At 59.2% G+C, this 21,870-nt stretch carries 21 protein-coding genes; 3 read left to right on the top strand and 18 right to left on the bottom strand.

Features of this window, described 5'->3' with window-relative positions; all coding sequences use genetic code 11:
• Window positions 1-12 precede the first annotated feature (12 nt).
• The 15 genes from atpG to MTP40_RS00855 form a co-directional block, all read right to left on the bottom strand.
• On the bottom strand, window positions 13-861 hold the full coding sequence (atpG, locus tag MTP40_RS00925) for an ATP synthase F1 subunit gamma (protein ID WP_156074063.1): 849 nt from the start codon (window positions 859-861) through the stop codon (window positions 13-15).
• A gap of 18 nt (window positions 862-879) precedes the next feature.
• Window positions 880-2,400 carry a F0F1 ATP synthase subunit alpha gene (atpA, locus tag MTP40_RS00920; RefSeq protein WP_005930269.1) on the bottom strand — a complete coding sequence of 507 codons (1,521 nt, stop codon included), beginning with the start codon at window positions 2,398-2,400 and terminating at the stop codon, window positions 880-882.
• A 54-nt stretch (window positions 2,401-2,454) separates the two neighbouring features.
• On the bottom strand, window positions 2,455-2,994 hold the full coding sequence (atpH, locus tag MTP40_RS00915; protein WP_005930273.1) for an ATP synthase F1 subunit delta: 540 nt from the start codon (window positions 2,992-2,994) through the stop codon (window positions 2,455-2,457).
• Window positions 2,991-3,497, bottom strand: coding sequence for a F0F1 ATP synthase subunit B (gene atpF / locus MTP40_RS00910; RefSeq protein WP_249259671.1), 507 nt, complete (start codon window positions 3,495-3,497; stop codon window positions 2,991-2,993). Before atpF ends, atpH begins: the two co-directional genes overlap by 4 nt.
• A gap of 36 nt (window positions 3,498-3,533) precedes the next feature.
• Window positions 3,534-3,815 carry an ATP synthase F0 subunit C gene (gene atpE, locus MTP40_RS00905; protein ID WP_005930278.1) on the bottom strand — a complete coding sequence of 94 codons (282 nt, stop codon included), beginning with the start codon at window positions 3,813-3,815 and terminating at the stop codon, window positions 3,534-3,536.
• Window positions 3,816-3,867: 52 nt separating this feature from the next.
• The gene (locus MTP40_RS00900) at window positions 3,868-4,611 is read right to left on the bottom strand and encodes a F0F1 ATP synthase subunit A (RefSeq protein WP_097772971.1); all 744 of its coding nucleotides are present in this window, start codon (window positions 4,609-4,611) and stop codon (window positions 3,868-3,870) included.
• Window positions 4,612-4,614: 3 nt separating this feature from the next.
• On the bottom strand, window positions 4,615-5,115 hold the full coding sequence (locus MTP40_RS00895) for an ATP synthase subunit I (protein WP_098923799.1): 501 nt from the start codon (window positions 5,113-5,115) through the stop codon (window positions 4,615-4,617).
• Between the two features lie 22 nt (window positions 5,116-5,137).
• The gene (locus MTP40_RS00890; protein WP_005930287.1) at window positions 5,138-5,398 is read right to left on the bottom strand and encodes an AtpZ/AtpI family protein; all 261 of its coding nucleotides are present in this window, start codon (window positions 5,396-5,398) and stop codon (window positions 5,138-5,140) included.
• 313 nt (window positions 5,399-5,711) lie between these two features.
• Entirely contained in the window at window positions 5,712-7,685 is a 1,974-nt protein-coding gene (locus MTP40_RS00885) for a hypothetical protein (RefSeq protein ID WP_249259670.1), read from the bottom strand.
• A 204-nt stretch (window positions 7,686-7,889) separates the two neighbouring features.
• Window positions 7,890-9,308, bottom strand: a complete 1,419-nt coding sequence (locus MTP40_RS00880; protein ID WP_005930296.1) for a glycogen synthase — start codon at window positions 9,306-9,308, stop codon at window positions 7,890-7,892.
• Between the two features lie 130 nt (window positions 9,309-9,438).
• Window positions 9,439-10,566 carry a glucose-1-phosphate adenylyltransferase subunit GlgD gene (gene glgD, locus MTP40_RS00875; protein WP_005930299.1) on the bottom strand — a complete coding sequence of 376 codons (1,128 nt, stop codon included), beginning with the start codon at window positions 10,564-10,566 and terminating at the stop codon, window positions 9,439-9,441.
• Window positions 10,560-11,753, bottom strand: a complete 1,194-nt coding sequence (locus MTP40_RS00870) for a glucose-1-phosphate adenylyltransferase (RefSeq protein ID WP_249259669.1) — start codon at window positions 11,751-11,753, stop codon at window positions 10,560-10,562. Before MTP40_RS00870 ends, glgD begins: the two co-directional genes overlap by 7 nt.
• 81 nt (window positions 11,754-11,834) lie before the next feature.
• Entirely contained in the window at window positions 11,835-14,075 is a 2,241-nt protein-coding gene (gene glgB / locus MTP40_RS00865; protein WP_249259668.1) for a 1,4-alpha-glucan branching protein GlgB, read from the bottom strand.
• 276 nt (window positions 14,076-14,351) lie between these two features.
• A complete protein-coding gene (locus MTP40_RS00860) occupies window positions 14,352-15,410 on the bottom strand; it encodes a 3D domain-containing protein (protein ID WP_243138753.1) in 1,059 nt (352 codons plus the stop codon).
• Between the two features lie 14 nt (window positions 15,411-15,424).
• Window positions 15,425-15,733 carry a hypothetical protein gene (locus MTP40_RS00855; protein ID WP_249259667.1) on the bottom strand — a complete coding sequence of 103 codons (309 nt, stop codon included), beginning with the start codon at window positions 15,731-15,733 and terminating at the stop codon, window positions 15,425-15,427.
• A 274-nt stretch (window positions 15,734-16,007) separates the two neighbouring features.
• Between MTP40_RS00855 and MTP40_RS00850 the strand changes: the two genes are divergently transcribed.
• From MTP40_RS00850 to MTP40_RS00840, 3 genes are read left to right on the top strand one after another with little or no spacing between them, the layout of a single operon-like run.
• Window positions 16,008-16,781, top strand: coding sequence for a hypothetical protein (locus tag MTP40_RS00850; protein WP_099357261.1), 774 nt, complete (start codon window positions 16,008-16,010; stop codon window positions 16,779-16,781).
• A complete protein-coding gene (locus MTP40_RS00845) occupies window positions 16,781-17,404 on the top strand; it encodes a GH25 family lysozyme (RefSeq protein WP_249259666.1) in 624 nt (207 codons plus the stop codon). Before MTP40_RS00850 ends, MTP40_RS00845 begins: the two co-directional genes overlap by 1 nt.
• A 16-nt stretch (window positions 17,405-17,420) precedes the next feature.
• A complete protein-coding gene (locus MTP40_RS00840; RefSeq protein WP_005928396.1) occupies window positions 17,421-17,669 on the top strand; it encodes a phage holin in 249 nt (82 codons plus the stop codon).
• Between the two features lie 69 nt (window positions 17,670-17,738).
• Here MTP40_RS00840 and MTP40_RS00835 read toward each other — a convergent pair whose 3' ends face one another.
• The 3 genes from MTP40_RS00835 to MTP40_RS00825 all read right to left on the bottom strand — a co-directional run bounded on the left by MTP40_RS00835 (window position 17,739) and on the right by MTP40_RS00825 (window position 21,846).
• Window positions 17,739-18,722 (bottom strand): aldo/keto reductase, encoded by a 984-nt coding sequence (locus MTP40_RS00835; RefSeq protein ID WP_249259665.1) that lies wholly within the window; start codon window positions 18,720-18,722, stop codon window positions 17,739-17,741.
• Between the two features lie 146 nt (window positions 18,723-18,868).
• Window positions 18,869-20,473 carry a peptide chain release factor 3 gene (locus tag MTP40_RS00830; RefSeq protein ID WP_005928402.1) on the bottom strand — a complete coding sequence of 535 codons (1,605 nt, stop codon included), beginning with the start codon at window positions 20,471-20,473 and terminating at the stop codon, window positions 18,869-18,871.
• A gap of 302 nt (window positions 20,474-20,775) precedes the next feature.
• Complete coding sequence (locus MTP40_RS00825) at window positions 20,776-21,846, bottom strand: GNAT family N-acetyltransferase (protein ID WP_256469149.1); 1,071 nt, start codon at window positions 21,844-21,846, stop codon at window positions 20,776-20,778.
• Window positions 21,847-21,870: the final 24 nt, after the last annotated feature.

The following is a 21,870-nucleotide window of genomic DNA, read 5'->3' as shown; positions in this document are numbered from 1 at the left end:
ACAACTCCTTTTTTAGATTTCTGCGCCTGCCACGATCTCGGTGATCTCCTGCGTGATGGCAGCCTGACGGGCGCGGTTGTAATACAGATTCAGATGGTCGATCATTTCGCCCGCGTTCTTGGTGGCAGCATCCATGGCGGTGCGGCGGGCGGCCAGCTCACTGGCCACGCTCTCGCACACGGCACCATAAACGATACCGGCCACATACTCGGGGATGATGGCGCGGAACACTTCCTCGCTGCTGGGCTTGTACAGGATCTGACTGCGGCGGGCAGCGGCCTTCTGCTCCTCGGTGGGCTCAATGGTCAGGGGCAGCACCTCCATGGTGACAGCGGTCTGGGTCATCATCGAGTCAAACCGGGTGTAGCAGAGTTTCACTGCGTCGTAATCGCCCTTCAGGTAGCCCTCGGTGATCTTCCGGGAGAGGGCAAAGCACTCACCCACCGAAACATCCGCCGCCAGCAGCACCTCTTCGGTGAACAGGTCGGCTTCGTGGTGTGCGAAGTACTCCTGACTTCTTTTGCCAATGGGCAGCACCGTGACCGGGCCCTGCTGGGCCTCCGCCTGCTTGAGCACGTTGGAGTTATATCCACCGGCCAGGCCGCGGTCGCCTGCAATCACAACCAGCAGGGTGCGTTTGATCTCTGCCCGGCGCAGGTAGGGGCTGCGGGCCCGGGGGTCTGCAGCCGCAATGCCGGTCAGTGTGTCGTGCAGCGTTTCAAAGTAGGGGCGGCTGTGTTCCACCCGCTCCTTGGCACGGCGCATTTTGGAGGAAGCCACCAGCTCCATGGCCTTGGTGATCTGCATGGTACTCTCTACGCTTTTGATGCGCAGCTTGATGTCCTTCATGGAACCTGCCATGCGTTACGCCTCCTTCCCTCAGTGCGCCTTGACGAAGCTCTCGGTGTAAGCGGACAGAACGCCCTTGAGTGCTTCCTCGGTGTCCTTGTCCAGATTGCCGGTGGTGCGGATGGTCTCCATCACAGCGGCACCGGCGGCATCATTCTCGAGATATTCGTACAGACCCTTTTCGTATTCGGCCACATCAGCCACCTTGACCTTGACCAGAAGATCATGGATGGTGGCATACAGGATCGCCACCTGCTTTTCCACGGGCACGGGGGCCGAGCGGTTCTGCTTGAGCACTTCCACAATGCGCTCGCCCTGTGCCAAGCGGGCCTTGGTGTCCGCGTCCAGATCGGAACCGAACTGGGCAAAGGACTGCAGCTCGCGGTACTGGGAGTAGATCAGCTTCAGGGTGCCGGCCACCTTCTTCATGGCCTTGATCTGGGCGTTGCCGCCAACACGGGACACCGAGATGCCGGGGTTGACAGCGGGCATAACGCCCGAGTGGAACAGCTCCGTTTCCAGGAAGATCTGACCATCGGTGATGGAGATGACGTTGGTGGGGATGTAGGCCGAAACGTCACCCGCCTGGGTCTCGATGATGGGCAGAGCCGTCAGGCTGCCGCCGCCCAGCTCATTGGAGAGCTTGGCCGCGCGCTCCAGCAGACGGGAGTGCAGGTAGAAAACATCGCCGGGGTAAGCCTCACGTCCCGGGGGACGGCGGATCAGCAGCGAGAGGGCACGGTAGGCCACCGCGTGCTTGGAAAGGTCATCATAGATGATGAGGACATGCTTGCCCTGGTGCATGAAATATTCGCCCATGGCACAGCCGGAGTAGGGGGCGATATACTGCAGGGGGGACAGCTCGGAGGCCGTGGCGGACACCACGATGGTGTAGCTCATGGCACCGGCCTCGGTCAGGCTCTGCACCAGGTTTGCCACGGTGGAGCGCTTCTGGCCGATGGCGACATAGATGCAGATGACATCCTTGCCCTTCTGGTTGATGATGGTATCCGATGCAATGGTGGTCTTGCCGGTCTGGCGGTCGCCGATGATCAGCTCACGCTGGCCGCGGCCGATGGGGATCATGGAGTCGATGGCCTTGATGCCGGTCTGCAGGGGTTCCTTGACCGGCTGGCGGTCGATGATGCCGGGGGCCGGGCTCTCGATGGCCCGGAACTCGGTGGTCTCAATGGGGCCTGCGCCGTCGATGGGCTGGCCCAGTGCATTGACCACGCGGCCGATCATTGCCTCGCCCACGGGCACGGAAACGACCTTGCCGGTGCGCTTGACGGTGCTGCCTTCCTTGATGCCGACATCGGAGCCCAGCAGAACGATGGAGACCGTGTTTTCCTCCAGGTTCTGGGCCATACCGTATTCGCCGTTGTCAAACTGAAGCAGCTCACCTGCCATGCACTTTTCCAGGCCGCTGGCCCGGGCGATGCCGTCGCCTACCATGATGACCGTGCCGACTTCGCTCTGCTCGATGACATTCTCGTAGTGCTTGATCTGGGCACGGATGATCTTGGAGATCTCTTCAGGTTTCAGTTGCATTGTCTTGTATTCACCACTCAATTCTTAAAATCTTTCGGGTGGAAATTCGATGGATCACAGTGTCACGGAAGCGATATCCCTGCGCAGCGCCGCCAGACGGTTCTGAACCGTTCCGTCCAGCTCGGTGCCCTCGATATCCAGCCGGATGCCGCCCAGCACAGCCGGATCGACCTTTGTTTTCAGATCGATGGTCTTGCCGGTGAGCTTTTCCAGCTTTTCGTGCAGGCTCTTCACCTGCTGCTCCGTCATTGCCACTGCAGTGGTTGCCGCTGCTTCCAGAATACCGTGTGCCTGATTGTAGCGCACCCGGTAGGCCCGGGCGCAGCCGGGCAGTTCCCGCAGGGTGCCCTTCTCGCACAGGATCTTCAAAAAGTTCAGCACATAGAGGTGGACCCGATCCCGCAGCGCTTCGTCCAGCAGGCCGCAGCGCTCCTTTTTGGGGATGCTGGGGGTGCTGAGCAGATGCAGGTACTCCGGGCTTGCCTTAAAAAGCGCCACGGCCTCGTCCAGTTCGCCCAGAATGCGGGTCTCCAGCCCTTCCTCCGCTGCCAGGTCATACAGGCTTCCGCCGTACATCCTTGCTGTCTCGGTCATGATGCTTCACCCACGTTTTTGATAAATTCGTCGATCAGGTCCTTGTGGTCGGCTTCCTTGATCTCACGCTCGACCACCTTGGAGGCGATCTCCATGGCCATGCCGCCGATCTCGTCCTTTGCCTCGTTCACGGCCTTCTTGCGCTCCTGCGCAATGTCAGCCTCCGCCTTCTGCTTCAGGGCAGCGGCCTGTGCACGGGCCTCGCCCACGATCTCTTCACTGCGGGCGGTGGCCGTTTTCTGGGCACGGGCAACGATCTGGTTGGCCTCGGCGCGGGCATTCTGCAGGTTCTGCTCGTACTCCGCTTTCATGGCCTCAGCCTCCGTGCGCAGCTTTGCAGCATCGGCGATCTGGCTGTCCGCCTTGGCCTTGCGCTCGGCGATCACCTTTTTGACCGGATTCAGCAGGAACTTTTTGAAGATGAGCAGCTGGATCATCAGGTTGCAGATCTGGGCCAGAAAGGTCCAGCCGTCCAGCGTGATCAACGCCTGGTACAGTTCCATAAGCGTCTCCTTTCGTTCTTTTGTAAAAGGTTCCGCTTATGCCAGGAACTTCATAAACATGCCGGGTGCCAGGAAGATCAGCAACAGGCCGGTAACAAAGCCGTAAATACCGGTGGTCTCGGAAAGTGCAACGCCCAGGATCAGGGTGCTGGTCACGTCGCTCTTGCACTCAGGCTGGCGGCCCACGGCCTCACAGGCAGCGGCGGCAGCGTTGCCTTCGCCGATACCGGGGCCGATACCTGCGATCAGTGCGCAGCCTGCGCCGATGCCGCAGCCTGCCAGGGCGATACCACGAGCAAGGTACTGAAAGTCAGTCATAAGTTTTGTCCTCCAAAAAAGTTTTTGTTTTGGGAGATGCCGTTGTGAGGGCTTAATCCTCACCGGCAGCACGTTTGATGAAAATTGCGGTCAGGGTACAGAAGATGAACGCCTGAATGCAGCCGCCGAACCAGTCGAAATACAGGCCCGTAAAGGCCGGGATGCCGATCTGGAACAGCTGGATCTGGCTCAGGAAGCCGGGCAGCCAGCCGAAGATGACATGGCTCAGGCTTGCCAGCGCCCAGTACAGCAGTGTGGAAATGACAGTACCGGACAGGATGTTGCCAAAGTGACGGAACGCCATGCTGACGGGGGTCGAGATCTCCGACAGCACATTGATGGGTGCCATGATGAAGATCGGGTCCAGCAGGCCCTTCAGATAGGAAAAGATGCCGTTGGTCTTGATTTTGTAGTACATGATCAGCACAAACACCACAATGGCCCACGCAGCCTCGGTGTTCAGGTCGGCCGTGGGGCTCCACAGGCCAATGACACTGATGAGGTTGCAGCCGATGCTCAGAGCGAAGATCGAGCCGATCAGGGGGATATACTTGTCAAAGTGATACCCCATGTTGTCGTGCACGAACTGATCCAGCCGCTCCACGATGAACTCGGCCGCGGCCTGCCGCTTTGAGACATTTTCCAGCTTGAGGTTGCTGCCCAGCCAGATGGCCAGGCCCGAAAGCAGCGCCATGACGATCCAGGTAGTGACTAGGGTCTGGGTGATCTTGAGATCGCCCAGCAGGGGGATATCGGTATGGATGGTATACAGGATCTTTGCGCCGTTCAGTTCCATTTGTTACGTTTCACCCCCTTCGTCACGGGGTTCAGCCTCCGGCTCCGGGGCGGGTTCGGGGTCGTCCTCCACAGAGACATCCACCGAGGGCCCGGCCGGTGCAAGGGGCTTGTACTTGCCGGTTATTTGCAGGTAGTAGATCGTAACACGCGGGAACAGCAAGGGCAGAACGCTGGCAAAGGGCTGGAAGCAGGGTGCCCCGATGGACACGATGATCCACACCGCCTGCAAAAGCATTCTGACGTTGTAGGAAGCTTGTAATGTGGCTTTGCGCCGCTTCTCATCCTGCTCGTCGATGACCTTCTGACACACGATGCAGATGCCCGCAAAGTTGCCGATGGCCACGGCCGCGCCGATGAGACTGCCCAGAACGACAGTGTAATCAAATTTCACCCAGCCAACCAGGTGCAGCGCCGCAAAGGCCACCCACAGGGCAGCGGTGCAGATGGCCGTGCCGCAGGCGATGCGCGTCAGCTCCTTTTTGGATTCCGGCTGTAGTTTCATAAAGGGGAACCTCCTGTGATGTTTACTGATGTGAGTTGAACCCCACCCGCTTCGGTTTTTCCTTTTTGGCGCGGTCCAGGTGCTCCTTGGCAAAATACCAGAAGTTCTGCGCCCCGGAGGCAAGGCCCAGCAGGATGGCCGGCAGGAACACCCATTCCGGCCAGCTCCAGCTGTTCACCGCCCACCAGGCACCGCCCAGGCACATGACCAGCGGCAGCAGCATATTCAGGCCCAGCTGGGTCAGCCAGACAAGATCTTCCAGCGCCTTGTACCAGCCCTTCATGCGGTGTCGCCCTCCCTCTGTGCGCAGGCCCGAACCAGCAGCCCGCCGCACCCTTTCGCAATGGTTTCGCTCCAGTAAAGAAGCTCATATGGATAGTATAATTCAATTCACTGAACTTTTCAATCAATTTTCCACCGATTTTTGGTAAAACTTCATAGTTCGTTCACACTAACGCCATAATTGTACGTCCACGGTGGAGTATGTCCGTCTCCGGCAGCATCCATACCAAAAATATGATAGGTTTCTTGTGCAAAACGCAAAAACCGCCCAGCTCATTTGAGAGCCGGGCGGCGTTATCCTGGAAGTACGGGGGTCAGCTGTCCTTGCGCTTGATCCACACCTGCGTGCCGTAGAAGGGATTGGCAGTGCCAAGGCACAGGCCCTGGTCGGTGGTGGCGAATGCCCGCAGACCATGGTTGTAGGGGTCTCCAAAACCGTCCACGGTGATGGTCTGAAAGTTCACGCCGTCCTCCGAAACATACAGGTCAAAGCCCTGCTTTGCCTTGCGCATGTAGTTGAGCAGCCGGATGGCACTGGCAATGTTGCTGACCGTGATGTTCTCGAACACGAATTTGTAGGAAAACTTGATGGTCTGGGCCAGCGTGTCGGGGTTCCCGTTGCCGTCGGGGTCCGTCGCCTGCAGTGCCTTCATCAGGGTCTTGAGATATTCCCACTGGGTCTTCCACTGCGCGGGGGTGCGCGTCAGCAGGTTGCCGTTGACGAACTGACCAACGCACTCCAGCATGCTGCTGGTGTCAAAGGTGCCCACATACAGCTTGCCATCGTACACCTGCATCCGCCAGATGTACTGGTTCTCGCTGCGCCCAAAGCCGGACTTTAAGCCAGAAAGGCTGCCGGAGGGGAACATCTTGGTGGCATTGCCCACCACAAGCTCCATGTTCTCGTCCCTGTCCATGCGGTACAGGTTCACTGACTGTTCCAGATTGGCGTTGATGAACCGACAGTCCAGCCCGCCGCCAAACTGACCGTCGGCATTCTTGCCGGTCTTGGCAAAGAGGATGCGCTCCAGTGCGATCTCTTCGTCGTTGTACTCACCAATATAGAGGTGGTCGTTGTACACGATCAGGTTCGCCGCACCGGAGCGGGTGCGTTCCGGGTCGATGCCGAAGGTGTAACGGGCACCATCTTTTTCCTGATCGCCTGCCACGGGTGTCCATGTGAAGGTGCCGTCAGGGTTCTGATTGCCCCGCACCAGTGCAAAGGACTGCATGGTGTTGTCGTCCGGCATATTGTCCTCGGTGCCGGTGCAGATGGAAACATACAGGCGGCCGTTGAACTCAGCCATATCCCAGATGCTGCCGCCGTAGATGCTGTCGGCGTAGTGATAGGCGGGGTAGTTGAACAGGCTGTCGGAATCCGCGATCTGGGTAAAGCCCTTTTCCGGATCGGAGGAGATCAGCAGGGCGGCGCTGCTCTTGCCGGTGGCGGCATCCATGGTCACGTTGCTGACGACCAGCTGATCCTTGTAGACGCACATACCGCGGATGCCCACGGAGATGCCCTGCTGGTAGGCCGCGGCATAATCCTGCACACTGTTCAGACCGATATACACCGGCTTGCACTCATCGGTGGCCGGGTCCACCTGCCAGATGCTGGGCAGAAAGCCGATGCCGCCGCCACCCACACTGCCGCAGAAGTACAGCTTGCCGTTATACTCCAATGCGTTGCGGAACAGGGGTGTGTAACCGTTGTAGGAGCCGGACATCAACACCTTGGTCTCGCCGGTCTTGGTGTTGATCTTCACCAGCACGCCCTTGGGCCGGCCGCCATCCTCCTCGGTCAGAAAGAAGGTGCCGTTGTAAAGGGCATCGAAGGTGGCGGCAAGCACCTTGTCGTCGTATTCGTCGCCCAGACTGCTCTTCATCAGGGAGAGGGTGTTGCCGATGGCGGCGTAGCAGGTGCCCACATACAGCCAGTCGCCGTAGCCGACCGCCGACCATGCGTAGTTCTGACCCCGGTCACCGGCGTTGTAGGCAGCATCCTCCGGGTCAGTCACCACCGCCACCGCACCGTCTCCCAGATAATCCACGATGCCGTCTGCGGTTTTGACATCCTTTTCCGGGTGGGTGATTTTCTCAAACGTCTGGTCGTCCTTGCTGTAAAAGAAAGTGTTGCTTTCGTCAAGAGGTTCCAGAGTGGTCAGTTCCTCCCAACCATCGGTCTGCCCGACCGCCTCCGTGCCTTCCGCCGACACCAGAAGCTGCACCGGCAGAGCGGACAGCATCGCTGCTGCCAGCACGCCGCTGATGACACGTTTCCAGTTCATATCGTTCTCCTTATCTACTCTGCCATTTTTTCAAAAACAGGAAAGAGCTGTCAATGTTTTTCATTGTAGCACAGCCCTGTCGGAAGTGCAAAGGTGCCTTGCTGCTTTTTGCGGATGATTCTTGTAAAATATGTGTGGAAGTCCGCAAAAAAGCCGCCCGGCTCCTGCGAACCGGGCGGCAAAAGGCAGACTTTTGAAAATGATTTACCAGAGGTTTGCGGTCTCGTTATACAGGCCCTCGTAGCTCTTGGCAGAGAGGTCCCAGCTGAAATCGCATTCCATGTCGTGCTTGACAAGGTTGTTCCAGTCCTCTTTGTTGTAGTAGCGATCCTGTGCACGGCAGCAGGCATCGTACAGCTCATGGGCGCTGTAACCGGCAAAGGTAAAGCCGTTGCCCTCGCCCAGCGTGCAGTCATGGATGGAATCCCGCAGGCCGCCGGTCTCGCGGACGATGGGAGGCGTGCCGTAGCGGCAGGCCACCATCTGTGCCAGGCCGCAGGGCTCACTCTTGGAAGGCATGATGAACACATCTGCACCAGCGTAGATCTCCTGAGAGAGGGCCGGCTCAAAGCCGATGTAGGTGCCCACGCGGCCCGGGTGACGGGCGCACAGGTCAGAGAAGAAGGTCTCGTACTGGTTCTCACCGCTGCCCAGAATGACCAGCTCGATACCGCGATCCACCAGACCGTCAGCAATGCTCTGCACCAGGTCAAAGCCCTTCATGCCGACCATGCGGCTGACCATGGCAAAGACGGGGCTGCCATCCTTGTGCAGGCCAAACTTGTCCTGCAGGGCCTCCTTGCACTTTGCCTTGCCCTCTTCAACGTTGGTCACATCGTAGTTGAAGGGGATCTTGGGGTCGGTGGCAGGGTTATTGGCCTCCATATCGATGCCGTTCAGGATGCCGCAGAGCTTATACTGCTTTTCCCGCAGCAGGGCATCCAGACCGTAGCTGAACCAGGGGTCCAGGATCTCCTGTGCGTAGGTGGGGCTTACGGTGGTGATCTTATCTGCCGTCTCAAAGGCACCCTTCATAAAGTTGGCGCAGCCATCGTACTCCACGATGTGCTGGTCGCGGTGGCCGATGCCGCAGGTATCCTCCAGGATATCGGTGCCGTACTTGCCCTGATATGCGATGTTGTGGATGGTGAAGATGGTCTTGATCCGGTTGAACTTATCCAGATGGCGGTAGTACAGGTTCAGGTAAACGGGAACCAGTGCGGTCTGCCAGTCGTTGCAGTTGATGATATCGGGGGTGAAGTCGATGTAGAACAGGGTCTCCAGCACAGCGCGGGAGAAGAAGGCGAAGCGCTCGCCGTCATCGTAGAAGCCGTACAGGCCGCGGCGCTTGAAGTAATACTCGTTGTCCAGGAAGTAGTAGGTCACGCCGTTGACCTCAGCCTTGAACAGGCCGCAGTACTGGCTGCGCCAGCCCACAGGCACCGAGTAGTTGGTGACATACTCCAGCTTGTCGCGCATTTTCAGGTCGCCGTACAGCGGCATGATGACGCGGGCATCCACGCCGTCCTTGACCAGAGCCTTGGGCAGGGAGCCTGCCACGTCGGCCAGACCGCCGGACTTGGCAAAGGGGGTCGCTTCCGAAGCGGCATACAGGATCTTCATAGTATTTCTCCTTTCCAGAAAAAAGGGCGGATACACAAAGAGCGGGCGGGGGCGCAAAGGCCCCCGCCCCTCTTTGAGAGGGGCTACCGGGGAGGGGAGCCGCCCCTGTGAAAGTTTCAGTGTATCAGGCTCAGACGGTGTGGTTCTTCTGAACATAGACCGGGAAGCTCTCGGTACCGGAGAGCTTCTTGTCGGCGGTCACACGCACGTTCTTATCGGTGACAACGCAGTCCAGCTGAGCGCCTGGTTCCACAACGGTATCCTGCATCAGGACACAGTTTCTGACCACAGCACCCTTCTTGACGCGAACGCCGCGGAACAGCACGCAGTTCTCCACGGTGCCCTCGATGACACAGCCATCGGCCAGCAGGGAATTGCTGACGGAAGAGCCGTTGACGTAGCGCACGGGGTTGTCATCACGGATCTTGGTGTAGACAGGGCTCTCCTTGGGGAACAGAGCGTTCAGGTTCTTCTCATCGATGAGCTTGAGGTTCTCATCAAAGTAGCTCTTCATGTCGCAGACATGGGCCACATAGCCGGTGTACTCCAGAGCACGGATGTTCAGGATGTTGACGTTGTGGGCCAGGATGTCACGCTCAAAGTAGATCAGACCGCGGGAGGTCGCATCCTTGACCAGCTTGATCAGGGTCTCGCGCTCCAGAACGTAGATGTTCAGGTCCAGGTTCTGGACACCGGGGCGGTAATCGTTGAACAGCAGCTCGGTCACACGGCCATCGGCATCCACAGTCAGGGTGTAGTTGTCGTTCTTGCGGCCCTCGGGGATCTCAGTCTTCTGGTAGGCGATGGTCACATCTGCACCGCTTGCCTGATGGGCAGCCAGCAGGGCGTTGAAATCGTAGTTGATGGCGATGTTGGCATCGCTCATCACAACGTACTTCTCCTTCTGGTTCTCCAGGTAGCTCAGGATGGAGCCCAGAGCCTCCACACGGCCGGAATAAATGCGCACGCCCTTTTCTGCAAAGGGAGGCACGATGTTCAGGCCGCCGTGACGGCGGGCCATATCCCACTCACGGCCGGTGCCCAGATGATCCATCAGGGAGTGGTAGTTCTTGCGCACCACGATGGAGACATTGGAGATGCCGCAGTTTGCCATGCTGGACAGCATAAAGTCCACCATGCGGTAACGGCCTGCAAAGGGGATCGAAGCCATGGTGCGCTCAGTCACAAGCTCCGGTACGGTGTTATCATAGCTGTTGGGGAAAATGATGCCCAACGCATTGTTGTTCTGGCTCAGCATACTTCCTCGCCCTCCTTGACGGATTCAAATACTTTGGCACCCTCTTTTACGGTAGCGCCTGCGCCAACGGTAAGGCCGGTACCCACATGTGCAATGGGGCCCTCGCCGCCGATCTTGGCACCGGCACCCACCACAACGTCCTCAGCCAGGATGCAGCGCTTGACCACGGCACCTGCCTTGACCACAACGCCATCCATCAGGACAGCATCCTCAACGGTAGCGCCCTCTTCCACGGTAACGCCTGCGCTCAGGACAGAGTGCTTGACGCGGCCATAGATCTGGCAGCCCTCGGTGATGAGGGAATCCTGCACCACGGCGCGGGGGCCGATCTTCTGGGCGGGCAGCACGGGGTTGCGGCTGTAGATCTTCCACTTCTTGTCGAAGATATCAATGCCGGAGTTCTCGGGGTCCAGCACTTCCATGTTGGCTTCCCACAGGCTGTCGATGGTGCCCACGTCACGCCAGTAGCCGTTGAAGTGGTAAGCATACATCTTGCGGCCATCCCGCAGCAGAGCGGGGATGATGTTCATGCCAAAGTCGTTCTTGGAGTTGGGATCAGCCTCGTCCTCTTCCAGGTACTTCTTCAGCACATCCCAGTTGAAGATGTAGATGCCCATGGAAGCCAGGTTGGACTTGGGAACCGGGGGCTTCTCCTGGAACTCGGTGATCTTATCGTTCTCGTCTGCCACCATCAGGCCGAAGCGGGAAGCTTCCTTCCAATCGACCTCCATGACAGCCACGGAGAACTCCGCGCCCTTTTCCTTGTGGAAGCGCAGGAAGTCGGCGTAGTCCTGCTTGCAGATCTGGTCACCGGACAGGATGATGACGTACTCGGGATCATAGCTGTCGATGAAGCTGATGTTCTGGTAGATGGCGTTTGCAGTGCCCTTGTACCAGTCGGTGCCCTTTGCCTGCTCGTAGGGAGGCAGGGTGTGCACGCCGCCGTACAGGCGGTCCAGATCCCAAGGCTGGCCGTTGCCGATGTACTCGTTCAGCTTCTGGGGCTGATACTGGGTTGCGATGCCCACAGTATCAATGTTGGAGTTGACGCAGTTGGACAGCGGGAAGTCCACAATGCGGTATTTGCCGCCGAACCCCACTGCAGGTTTTGCCGTTTTCTGTGTCAGCGCGTACAAGCGCGAGCCACGTCCGCCGGCAAGGATCATTGCCACAATTTCTTTTGCCATAGCTTTATTCTCCCCTTTTACACATTTCCGGATTTATTGGATTTGGAAATGGTTTGACTGTGTTGTGCGGATGCGCCCCGGTCACTCCTCGGTCTTGGCGGCCTTTTTGGCGCGGGGCTTGCGGGCAGGCTTTTCGGCTGCCGCGGGGGCAGCTTCAGCGGGCTCGGCTTTGGGTTTGCGGCCCCGCTTGGCGGGTGCGGCAGCGGCTTCTGCCTTGGGCTTCCGGCCGCGCTTGGCCGGGGCCTTTTCCGGTGCAGGTTCCGTTTCTGCCTTTGCCTTGCGGGTGGAGGTCTTTTTGGGCTTTTCCCCCTTCACGGCAGGCTCAGCCTTGGCGGTCTTCGTGGTCTTGGCGGCTGTCTTTTTGGCAGCGGTCTTTTTCACGGTCTTGGCCGGATCTGCCGCCTTGCGGGTGCGCTTGGTGGGCACCTCAAAATACAGGGTGCTCATGGGCGGCAGGGTGATGGTAATGCTCTGCTCAAAGCCATGCAGGGGCTTCTTGTGGGTGCGCACGGACTTGTTATGGACCGCGCCGGAACCGCCGAAGGCCTCGTCATCGCTGTTCAGCACTTCCTTGTATGTACCTGCCACGGGTGCGCCCAGGGCATAGCCCTCGCGCAGGACGGGGTTGAAGTTGCAGACCACCAGGATCTGCTTGCCGTTTGCGTCCTTGCGCAGGAAGGCGATCACGCTCTGCTTGGAGTCATCGGGCACGATCCACTGGAAGCCCTCCCAGCTGTAATCGATCTGCCAGAAGGCGGGGTGTTCTTTATAGAAGGCGTTCAGGGTCTTGACGTAGTTCTGCAGCTCAGTGTGCTTGTCGTAGTCCAGCAGCATCCAATCCAGCTGCTTTTCCTCGTTCCACTCCGTGAACTGGCCAAACTCCTGCCCCATGAACAGCAGCTTCTTGCCGGGGTGGGCCATCATGTAGCCGAAGAAGGTGCGCAGGTTTGCAAACTTGGCATCGTACTCGCCGGGCATCTTGTTGATCAGGCTGCCCTTGCCGTGCACCACTTCATCGTGGCTGATGGGCAGCACAAAATTTTCGCTGAAGGCATAGAAGAAGCTGAAGGTGACCTTGTTGTGGTTGCCCGCGCGGAAGAGCGGGTCGGTCTTCATGTAGCTGAGCATGTCGTTCATCCAGCCCATGTTCCACTTGAAGTTGAAGCCCAGGCCGCCGTCGCTGGCCGGTTTGGTGACCATGGGCCATGCGGTGGACTCCTCCGCGATCATGCACTTGTGGGGGTGGCGGCCCAGAACCGTATCGTTCAGCTTGCGCAGGAAAGCCACTGCTTCCAGGTTCTCCTTGCCGCCATTCTTATTGGGCTCCCATTCGCCCTGCTTGCGGTTGTAATCCAGATACAGCATGGAGGCCACGGCATCCACGCGCAGACCGTCGATGTGGTACTGCTCCAGCCAGTACAGGGCGCTGGAGATCAGGAAGCTCTGCACCTCGCTGCGGCCGAAGTCGAACACCATAGTGCCCCACTCCTTGTGCTCGCCGCGCTTGGGGTTGGGGTCCTCGTAGCAGGCTTCTCCATCAAAGTTGTACAGGCCGAAGCCATCCTTCGGGAAGTGGGCGGGCACCCAGTCCATGATGACACCGATGCCGGCCTCATGCATCTTGTCCACAAAGGCCATGAAATCCTTGGGGGTGCCGTAGCGGCTGGTGGGGGCAAAATAGCCCGTGACCTGGTAGCCCCAGCTGCCGTCGAAGGGATACTCCATCACGGGCAGAAGCTCCACATGGGTGTAGCCCATCTCCCGGATGTAGGGGATCAGCTCGTCGGCCAGCTCGGAATAATTATAGGGAACCTTCTCGTCCTTCAACTTCCAGCTGCCCGCGTGCATCTCGTAGATGTTCATCGGGCCGTTGATCACGTCCGCCTTTTTCTGAGCAGTCTGCCAGGCATCATCGTGCCAGGCAAAGCCGGTGATATCGTAGACCTTGCTGCCGTTGGAGGGCCGGGTCTCCGCGTGGAACGCATAGGGGTCGGCCTTGTAGATCAGGTCGCCGCCCCGGGTGGTCACACAGTACTTGTAGACATCGTATTCCTTTACGCCGGGGATGAACAGCTCCCAGACAGAATCCCCATCCACTTTGCGCATCGGGTGGCTGCCCGGCTTCCAGCTGTTGAAATCGCCCACCACACTGATGGCGGCTGCATGGGGTGCCCAAACACGGAACACCACACCGGACTCTCCGGCGCGGGTCTCAAGGTGTGCACCAAAGTAACGGTATGCTTCGCAGTTGTTGCCCTGCTTGAACAGATAAATCGGCAGATCCGAGGGATCTTTCTGGATCTTTTCTTCCGTCGGTCTCATAAACAGCTCCTCCCCGTACAGGCCGCAGTGAGCCTATACCTTTGTACTCTCTTATATTAAAGAATTTTGTCCAATTTTTCAAGGGCTTTCCGTCAAAATCTACTATAATCTTTTCGTCAATATTTTTTCATTGTGGTCAACTTATCCAATTTTACACAAGAATTCTCGGCAAACTTTACAGAATATAGGGCAAAAAGAAAAACCCGCCTCATTTTTCCTGCAAATCCAGGAAACTGAAGCGGGTGCTTTTTCAAATTTTTCCGTGTGCTATGCGGTTCAGCCTACAACGTAAACGTTGACCTGAATGGCTCCGTTGATGACCGACTCTGCGTAGGTCTCATAGAACAGATCCACCAGGATCTGGCCCTTCTGCACCGCGATACCGGTGTCGGTGGCAACGGCATAACCGTAAACAAAGCTGCCGTCCGTGGAAGTGATGTACAGCAGCGTGCCATAGGGAATGACGCTGGGGTCAACGGCAACGGTGCCGTAGCCCAGGCCCAGGCCCGACGAGCCCTTGCCCGTGCGGGAATAATAGCCCGTGGCCTTGCCGGTGAGGACCTGGCTGTACGAGGCGGGGGCGTTGGTGGTGCCGTCCGGCCCGGTCAGGGGAGAAACGGGCGCACCGGCACCATAGGTCTTGATGACATGGTCGGTGGGCTCCACCGTGGTGGTCACATCCACCACCATGCTGTTTTCCAGCTCGCCGTCCACATACTTTTCGCGGGTGGTCACAGTCTGCTGACCCTCCGCCCCATGCTGCAGGGTGGTGGCCCGGCCGGTGTTGCGGAAGTACAGGCTGGTGTAGACATACTGGGTGTCGTAGGGGATGGTCTGGGTCTCCACCTTGTCCTGGTAGTCCACCCGGTGCACCGTGATTTCACTGCCCGCAGTGACCAGCTGATCCAGCGCAGGCTCGGTGTAGTCATCTGCCTCCAGGGTGATGCCGGCGCGCTCCAGCGCATCGGCAACGGTGCCAAAGGCCATCTTCACCGGGTACTCCTGGCCGTCGGCCTGGATGTTCACGGTGAAGGCCCGCTCAATGTTCAGGGTGGCAAGATTGCCGCTGAACGCGGTGTAGTAAACGTGGTCGCCCTCTTCGGCCTCAATGCCGGAAAGGCTCATGACGCGGGCAGGGTCAGTCTCACTGCTGACCACCAGCTGACGCGCACCATCGGAGTCGGTGACGTAGGTCAGCCGCAGATTCGCGGCGGTCACGGCCAAAGTGAACACAAGGCTCACTGCCATGACGCAGAACGCCAGCACACGGGGTGTGACCGCACGAGCGCGGTCAGACAATGCTTTTTGAAATTTGACGGAAGCGATACGAGACAACTCCTCTCTTTTCATCATTTTGGAATGCGGCGGGCTCTTCCTTTGCCCGCATAGCGCAGGGCATTTTTCCCTGCAAAGGGCCGTCTTTTTATACGGCATTTTACTTCCTGAGAAATAAAATTTAGACGCTCCAACGTGTGTATGATCCGTTGAGCGGGCACTATTTTAGCAGACGACGGCCCATTTGTCAAATCTGTGCGCTTCTGCTTGACAATTGTTTCACATAGTTTTTTGTGCAATCTGTACATTGTTTTCCCTGATTCAGAATGATTTCGGGCGTTTCCTTCTGAAATTTTCCCAAAAAATTGGTCGTATTCGTTCATAATTTTTTAACATTTCAAGTCTGTTTCCCGGGGAGAAATCGCCGGGCTCTTTTGCACATTCCGGCGCATCAATCATGCATAATCCAACATTTTGCGGCACAAATTCCCCGCTGTTTTCCTGCCGGAAATAACGGGGAGTTTCTCCGCAGTTTCTGTCAAAAAACGGCTTCCAGCAAAATGCCGAAAGGTAAAAAAAGCCATAAAAAAAGACCACACTTCCGCGCCCTGCCGCAAACCGGTACAATGGGGTCAAAAAGAAGAAAGGAAGGTTTTTATGCAGATCAAGATCACTCCCCGCACGCTGGGCGGCACCGAATTCACAGCCCAGCCCGCCCGGCTGCACCTGGGCGCACAGAACGCCGAGGGCGTGGACCGGCTGGTGTTCCAGCTGCCTGCGGAATGGGCCGGGTGCAGCGTCACCCTGCACATCCGCCACAGCGACGGCACCCTTGCCGCACCCCTTGTGCTGGATGCAGCGCACAGCGCGCCCGTGGGCCGCAGCTTCACCGGCTGGCCCGCCGGGCAATGGATGCTGGCCGCCACCGACGGCAGCGGCTATACCGCTTACACCCGCCCGGGCCGGTACGATGTCTACGACATTCTGCCCACCGACGGCACCGAGGAGGAGCCCAGTCCCTCGGTGTACGAACAGTTCATCGCCCAGGTATCGGGGCAGGCCGATGCGGCGGTACAGGCGGCCCAGAACAGTGCCGCCAGTGAGGCCAATGCCGCCCGGCAGGCGCAGGCCGCTGCCGACGCTGCCGAGCGGGCAGCACTGAATGGCAGCCGTGCCGCGACCTCGGCTTCCCGCGCCGAGAGCGCCGCCCTGCGCGCCGAATCCTTTGCGCCCGAGGACGGCACCCTGCTCAGTGTCAACGGCAAGGGCGGCGCGGTGGTGCTGGACGCGCAGGACGTAGGCGCGCTGCCTGCCCCGGTGGCCCCGCAGGCCGGTGCCCTCCTGCGGGTGCTGTCCATCCGCAGCGATGGCAGTCTGGTGGTGGACACCGTCACTCCCGCCGCCCTCAAGACCCTGCTGGAGGCCACCTGATGTTCACGGTGCTGGATGTCTCCCGCTGGCAGGGCCGCATAGACTGGGATACCGTAAAAGCCAGCGGCAGGGTCCACGGCGTGATGCTGCGCGCACTGGGCAGCAGGAACGGCACGCCCTACATCGACCCCATGTTTGAAACAAACTACTCTGCCTGCACCCGGCTGGGCATCCCGGTGGGGGTCTACTATTACAGCTGTGCCGTTACCGCCCCACAGCGGGATGCCGAGCTGGCCCTCCTGCACGATGCCCTCAGGGGAAAGCGGCTTCAGCTGCCTACTGCCATCGACGTGGAGGATGCCTGTCTGCGTGCCCTGACACCGGACGCGCTCTCCGCCCTTGCTGCCGGGGCGGCACGGCAGCTGGAGCACTGGGGCCTGTACGCCATGGTATACACCTACACCCATTTTGCAGATACTGCCCTGCACATGGACACACTGGCTCCCTTCGACCTCTGGCTGGCGGACTACCGGGGCAAACGCCCGGCCCGCAGGCACGGGATGTGGCAGTACACCAGCAGGGGCAGGGTGCCTGGCATCTCCGGCCCCGTAGACCTGAGCCGCACCGAAAAGGATTATCCCGCCCTGCTCCACCGGGCGGGGCTCGACCGTACCATTTTATAAAAGAAAGGAGTTCCCCATGAAGAAATGCAAGATCTCTCCCGCCACGCTGGCCCGCACGGCGGCGCTGGCACTGGCGCTGACCAATCAGGTGCTCAGCGCCACCGGCCACCGTGTCCTGCCCATTGAATCGGCAGAGCTGGAGCAGCTGGTCTCCACCGGCCTGACCATTGCCACCGCGCTGGTCAGCTGGTGGAAGAACAATTCCTTCACCCCGGAGGCCATCGAAGCCGATGACTTCCTCTGCCAGCTGAAGGAGCACAAATAACCAAAAAGGGACGATGCTTTTGCGGCATCGTCCCTTTTTGGTTATCTGCTTTTGTTCTGAAGCACCGGCTCAGGAAATGGCATCCACGTCCCACTTCATGCGGACGGCATCCGCGCCATCCAGTTTGATATTCAGTGCACCGACATTGTCCAGCACCTGCTCCGGGGTGCGGGCACCGCACAGCACATGCAGGCCGGGGATCATCCGGGCCGTCAGGGCAATGACCAGCTGGGCCATGGTGCAGTCGTATTTCCCGGTCAGGTCGTCCCACTTGGCCAGCAGGTCCAGCGCCTGCTTCCGGCGGGCGGGCTGGAAGCTGGGGTTGCTGTTCCGGGTGCTGCCCTCGGGGAAAGTGGTCTCCATGGTGACCTTGCCGGTGAGCAGACCCTGCTCCAGCGGGGAGTATGCCTGCACCGAAACGCCCAGCTCCCTGCAGGTGGGCAGGAGCTGCTTTTCGATGCGGCGGGTCAGCAGGCTGTACTTCTCCTGAATGACATCCAGCTGGCCGTACCGGCAGTAGCCCCGGATGAGATCCGCCGTCACGTTGGACGCACCAATGGCGCGGATCTTGCCCTGCTCCTTCAGCTTCATCATGGCCTCCACGGTCTCCTCCAGCGGATAGAGGCCGAGGTCCGGGCTCTGCCAGTGGGTGTACAGCACATCCAGGTGGTCGGTGCCCAGGCGGCGCAGGCTGTCCTCCACGTCCTCAATGATGCTCTGCGCCGAGAGGTCCCGGTAGACAGCGGTGCCGTCCACGACCTTGTGGAGCACCGGCGTTTCATGCCGCCACTCCAGGCCGCATTTGGTGGAGAGCACCACCTTGTCCCGGTCGATGTGCTTCAGGGCCTCGCCCACCACGGTCTCGCTGTGGTACAGGCCGTAGATGGGCGCGGTATCGATCCACCGGATGCCCTGCTCCACAGCAGTCTGGATGGCTTTGACCGAAAGGGCATCATCGTTGTCGCCCCACCAGCTGCCGCCGCCGATGGCCCAGGTGCCCATGCCCAGAAAAGGCACTTCGATGCCGCTGCGGCCAATGTTCAAGTTTTCCATATACGTTTCCCTCCATGCCAGCAGTGTTCCCCGCAATGGGAACCATTCATACAGAGGCTGGCATCTTTTGTTGTATTTTTTGCTTTTTTATAAAAAAGAGAACTGCGGTGCGAGTCAGCTCCGCACAGCAGCTCTCTTTTTTCCAATCAGATATTGCCGAACTCGCTCAATTCCAGCGTGTCGTTGTGGGTCTCGGCCCAGCGGACGGCCCAATCAGAGGTGAACAGCAGCAGACGGTTGCCCTTCATATCCTCCACAGCCTTGGTATCGCTGGTCAGATCCAGGTCGCGCAGGTTGTAGGTGTCGGGGTCGTTCTTCACCCAGCGCAGCTGCTCGAACGGCAGCTGCTGCATCCGGATCTCCACATTGTACTCGGTGTTCAGGCGGTACTCCAGCACTTCCAGCTGCAGCACACCGACCACGCCGACCACGACCTCCTCCATGCCGCCGCCCACTTCGCGGAAGATCTGGATGGCACCCTCCTGGGCGATCTGCTCCATACCCTTCACGAACTGCTTGCGCTTCATGGTGTCCTTCTGCTCGATGCGGGCAAAATGCTCCGGTGAGAAGGTGGGGATGCCCGCAAATTCGACCTTCTTTTTGCCGGTGCACAGGGTGTCGCCGATGGAGAAGATGCCCGGGTCAAACAGGCCGATGATATCGCCCGCGTAGGCCTCATCCACGATGGCGCGATCCTGCGCCATCAGCTGGGTGCCGGTGGCAAGCTTGATGTTCTTGCCCTCCTGCACATGGTAAGCCTCCATGCCGCGCTCGAACTTGCCGGAGCAGATGCGCATAAAGGCGATGCGGTCACGGTGGGCCTTGTTCATGTTGGCCTGGATCTTGAAGATGAAGGCCGAGAACTCGTCGCGGCAGGGATCCACCGGCTCGCCGGTCAGGCTGTCCACACGGGCCAGCGGGGTGGGGGTGAGCCGCAGGAAGTTTTCCAGGAAGGGCTCCACGCCGAAGTTGGTCAATGCAGAGCCAAAGAACACAGGGCTCAACTCACCGCGCAGCACCTTGTCGAGGTCAAATTCCTCGGCAGCGCCGTCCAGCAGCTCGATCTCGTCCACCAGCTGCTGGTGCAGGTAGGGGGTCAGCAGCTCGTCCAGTGCGGCATCGCCCAGTTCGGCCTCGGTCTCGTTGACCTTCTTCACGCCGTTGGCGCGGCCGTCGCTGGAGAAAGCCAGCACCTTGCGGGTGTTGCGGTCAAACACGCCCTTGAACTCCTTGCCGCAGCCGATGGGCCAGTTCATGGGGTAGGTCTTGATGCCCAGGATCTCCTCGATGTTTTCCATCAGCTCAAAGGGGTCGCGGGCTTCGCGGTCCATCTTGTTGATGAAGGTGAAGATGGGGATGTGACGCAGGGTGCAGACCTTGAACAGCTTGATGGTCTGGGCCTCAACGCCCTTTGCCGCATCGATGACCATGACAGCGGAGTCCGCTGCCATCAGGGTGCGGTAGGTATCCTCCGAGAAGTCCTGATGGCCCGGGGTATCCAGAATGTTCACGCACTTGCCTGCATAGTTGAACTGCAGGACAGAGGAAGTGACAGAAATACCGCGCTGCTTCTCGATATCCATCCAGTCGGACACAGCGTGCTTGGCGCTCTGCTTGCCCTTAACGGAACCGGCCTGATTGATGGCTCCACCGTACAGCAGCAGCTTTTCGGTCAGGGTCGTTTTGCCGGCATCGGGGTGGCTGATGATCGCAAACGTCCGGCGGCGCTCGATCTCTTCACGATTTGTCATATATTGATTTCTCCTGAATCAGAATGGCTCTTTATTCGGTCAATCTCACGTTACATTGGTGATTCTCCGTAAACTGGCTTGCCCTCTCAGTCTGCTTCGCAGCCAGCTCTCCCAAAGGGAGAGCCGGTTGCTGCTCCAGGTACAGGCCCTGCAGATCTGCAGCACTTCTCCTTCCAGATGCGTTAGCTCCCCCTTCGGGGGAGCTGGCAAAGCCGACAGGCTTTGGCTGAGAGGGCAAGGATGCCAAAATTACACACAACTTATATTTTACCAGCAATTCCACCTAGATGCAAGAGTTTTTGTTATTTTTTCAGGAGGAAGCAGGGCAAGGGGGCGGTATCGGCCCAATTGGCAAAGCCGCAGACAAGGGCGGTGCACTGTTTCAGGGGCCGGGAGCGCATCCACTGGAGGATCTCGGTCTTTTCGTCGGAGCCGATGACCTTGCCGCTGTACAGGATGGCGCTGAGCACCCCGCCGGGCCGCAGGGCCTCGAGGGCAGCTTCCAGCGCCGGGATGCTGCTTTGGGCGTGGGAGAACACCCCGTGGTCGGCACCGGGCAGCCAGCCGAAGTTGAACATCACGGCATCAACGGTGCCGGGCTGCACATATTGTAAGAGGTTGGCGTGGCTGTCGCAGTGAAGCTCTGCCGCAAAGCCCTTCCGTGCAAGGTTCTGCCGGGTGGAGGCAATGGCTTCAGGCTGGATGTCAAAGCCCAGCACCCGGCCCCCTTCGCCCACAAGGCGGCAGAGAAAGGCCGTGTCGCCCCCGTTGCCGCAGGTGGCATCGATGCAGAGCCTGGGGTCAGCCAGCCGCGCGGCGAGGAAGTCCTGCACAAGCTTCACGGCCGTCAGGTCGGGGGTGCGGCGGCGGCACAGCCCGCTGCCCTCTGCCGCAAAACCGAACTTTGCCCAGAAGGCCCGCTCCCCCGCATCGGCAGGCAGAGGAGCCGTGAACACCGTGGCGCTCTCTTTGTCATAGCCGCCCAGGCTGCGCAATACCTCTTTTAACAGGTAGGAGCCGTAGCCCTTGCGCCGCCATTCCGGCACAATGGTCAGGGCAGCGATGTCCGCGCCCTGCTCCGTGGGCCGGGCCTGGCAGGTGCCAATGATGGTTTTCTCTTTATACAGGGCATAACCGCCCGGGGTCTTTTCCAGTTTCATAATTTGCTCCTTTCGCGAGCTTGCCCTCTCAGTCTGCTTTCGCAGACAGCTCTCCCAAAGGGAGAGCCTATTGTGGCTCCGAATAAGGCCCCTGCAAATCAGCGATTGCTCGCCTGTCAGATGTGTTGGCTCCCCCCTTCGGGGGAGCTGGCATCGCGCAGCGATGACTGAGAGGGTCGTTCTTAAAATACCAAGCCCCCGCGCCGCTGTCAAGGCTTCCCGCTGCGACCTTATTTC

It is taken from the genome of Faecalibacterium sp. IP-3-29 (assembly GCF_023347335.1).
Taxonomy (GTDB): Bacteria; Bacillota; Clostridia; order Oscillospirales; family Ruminococcaceae; genus Faecalibacterium; species Faecalibacterium duncaniae.
The sequence above is the reverse complement of the archived record's forward strand: the minus strand, read 5'-3'. Positions and strand labels throughout refer to the sequence as shown.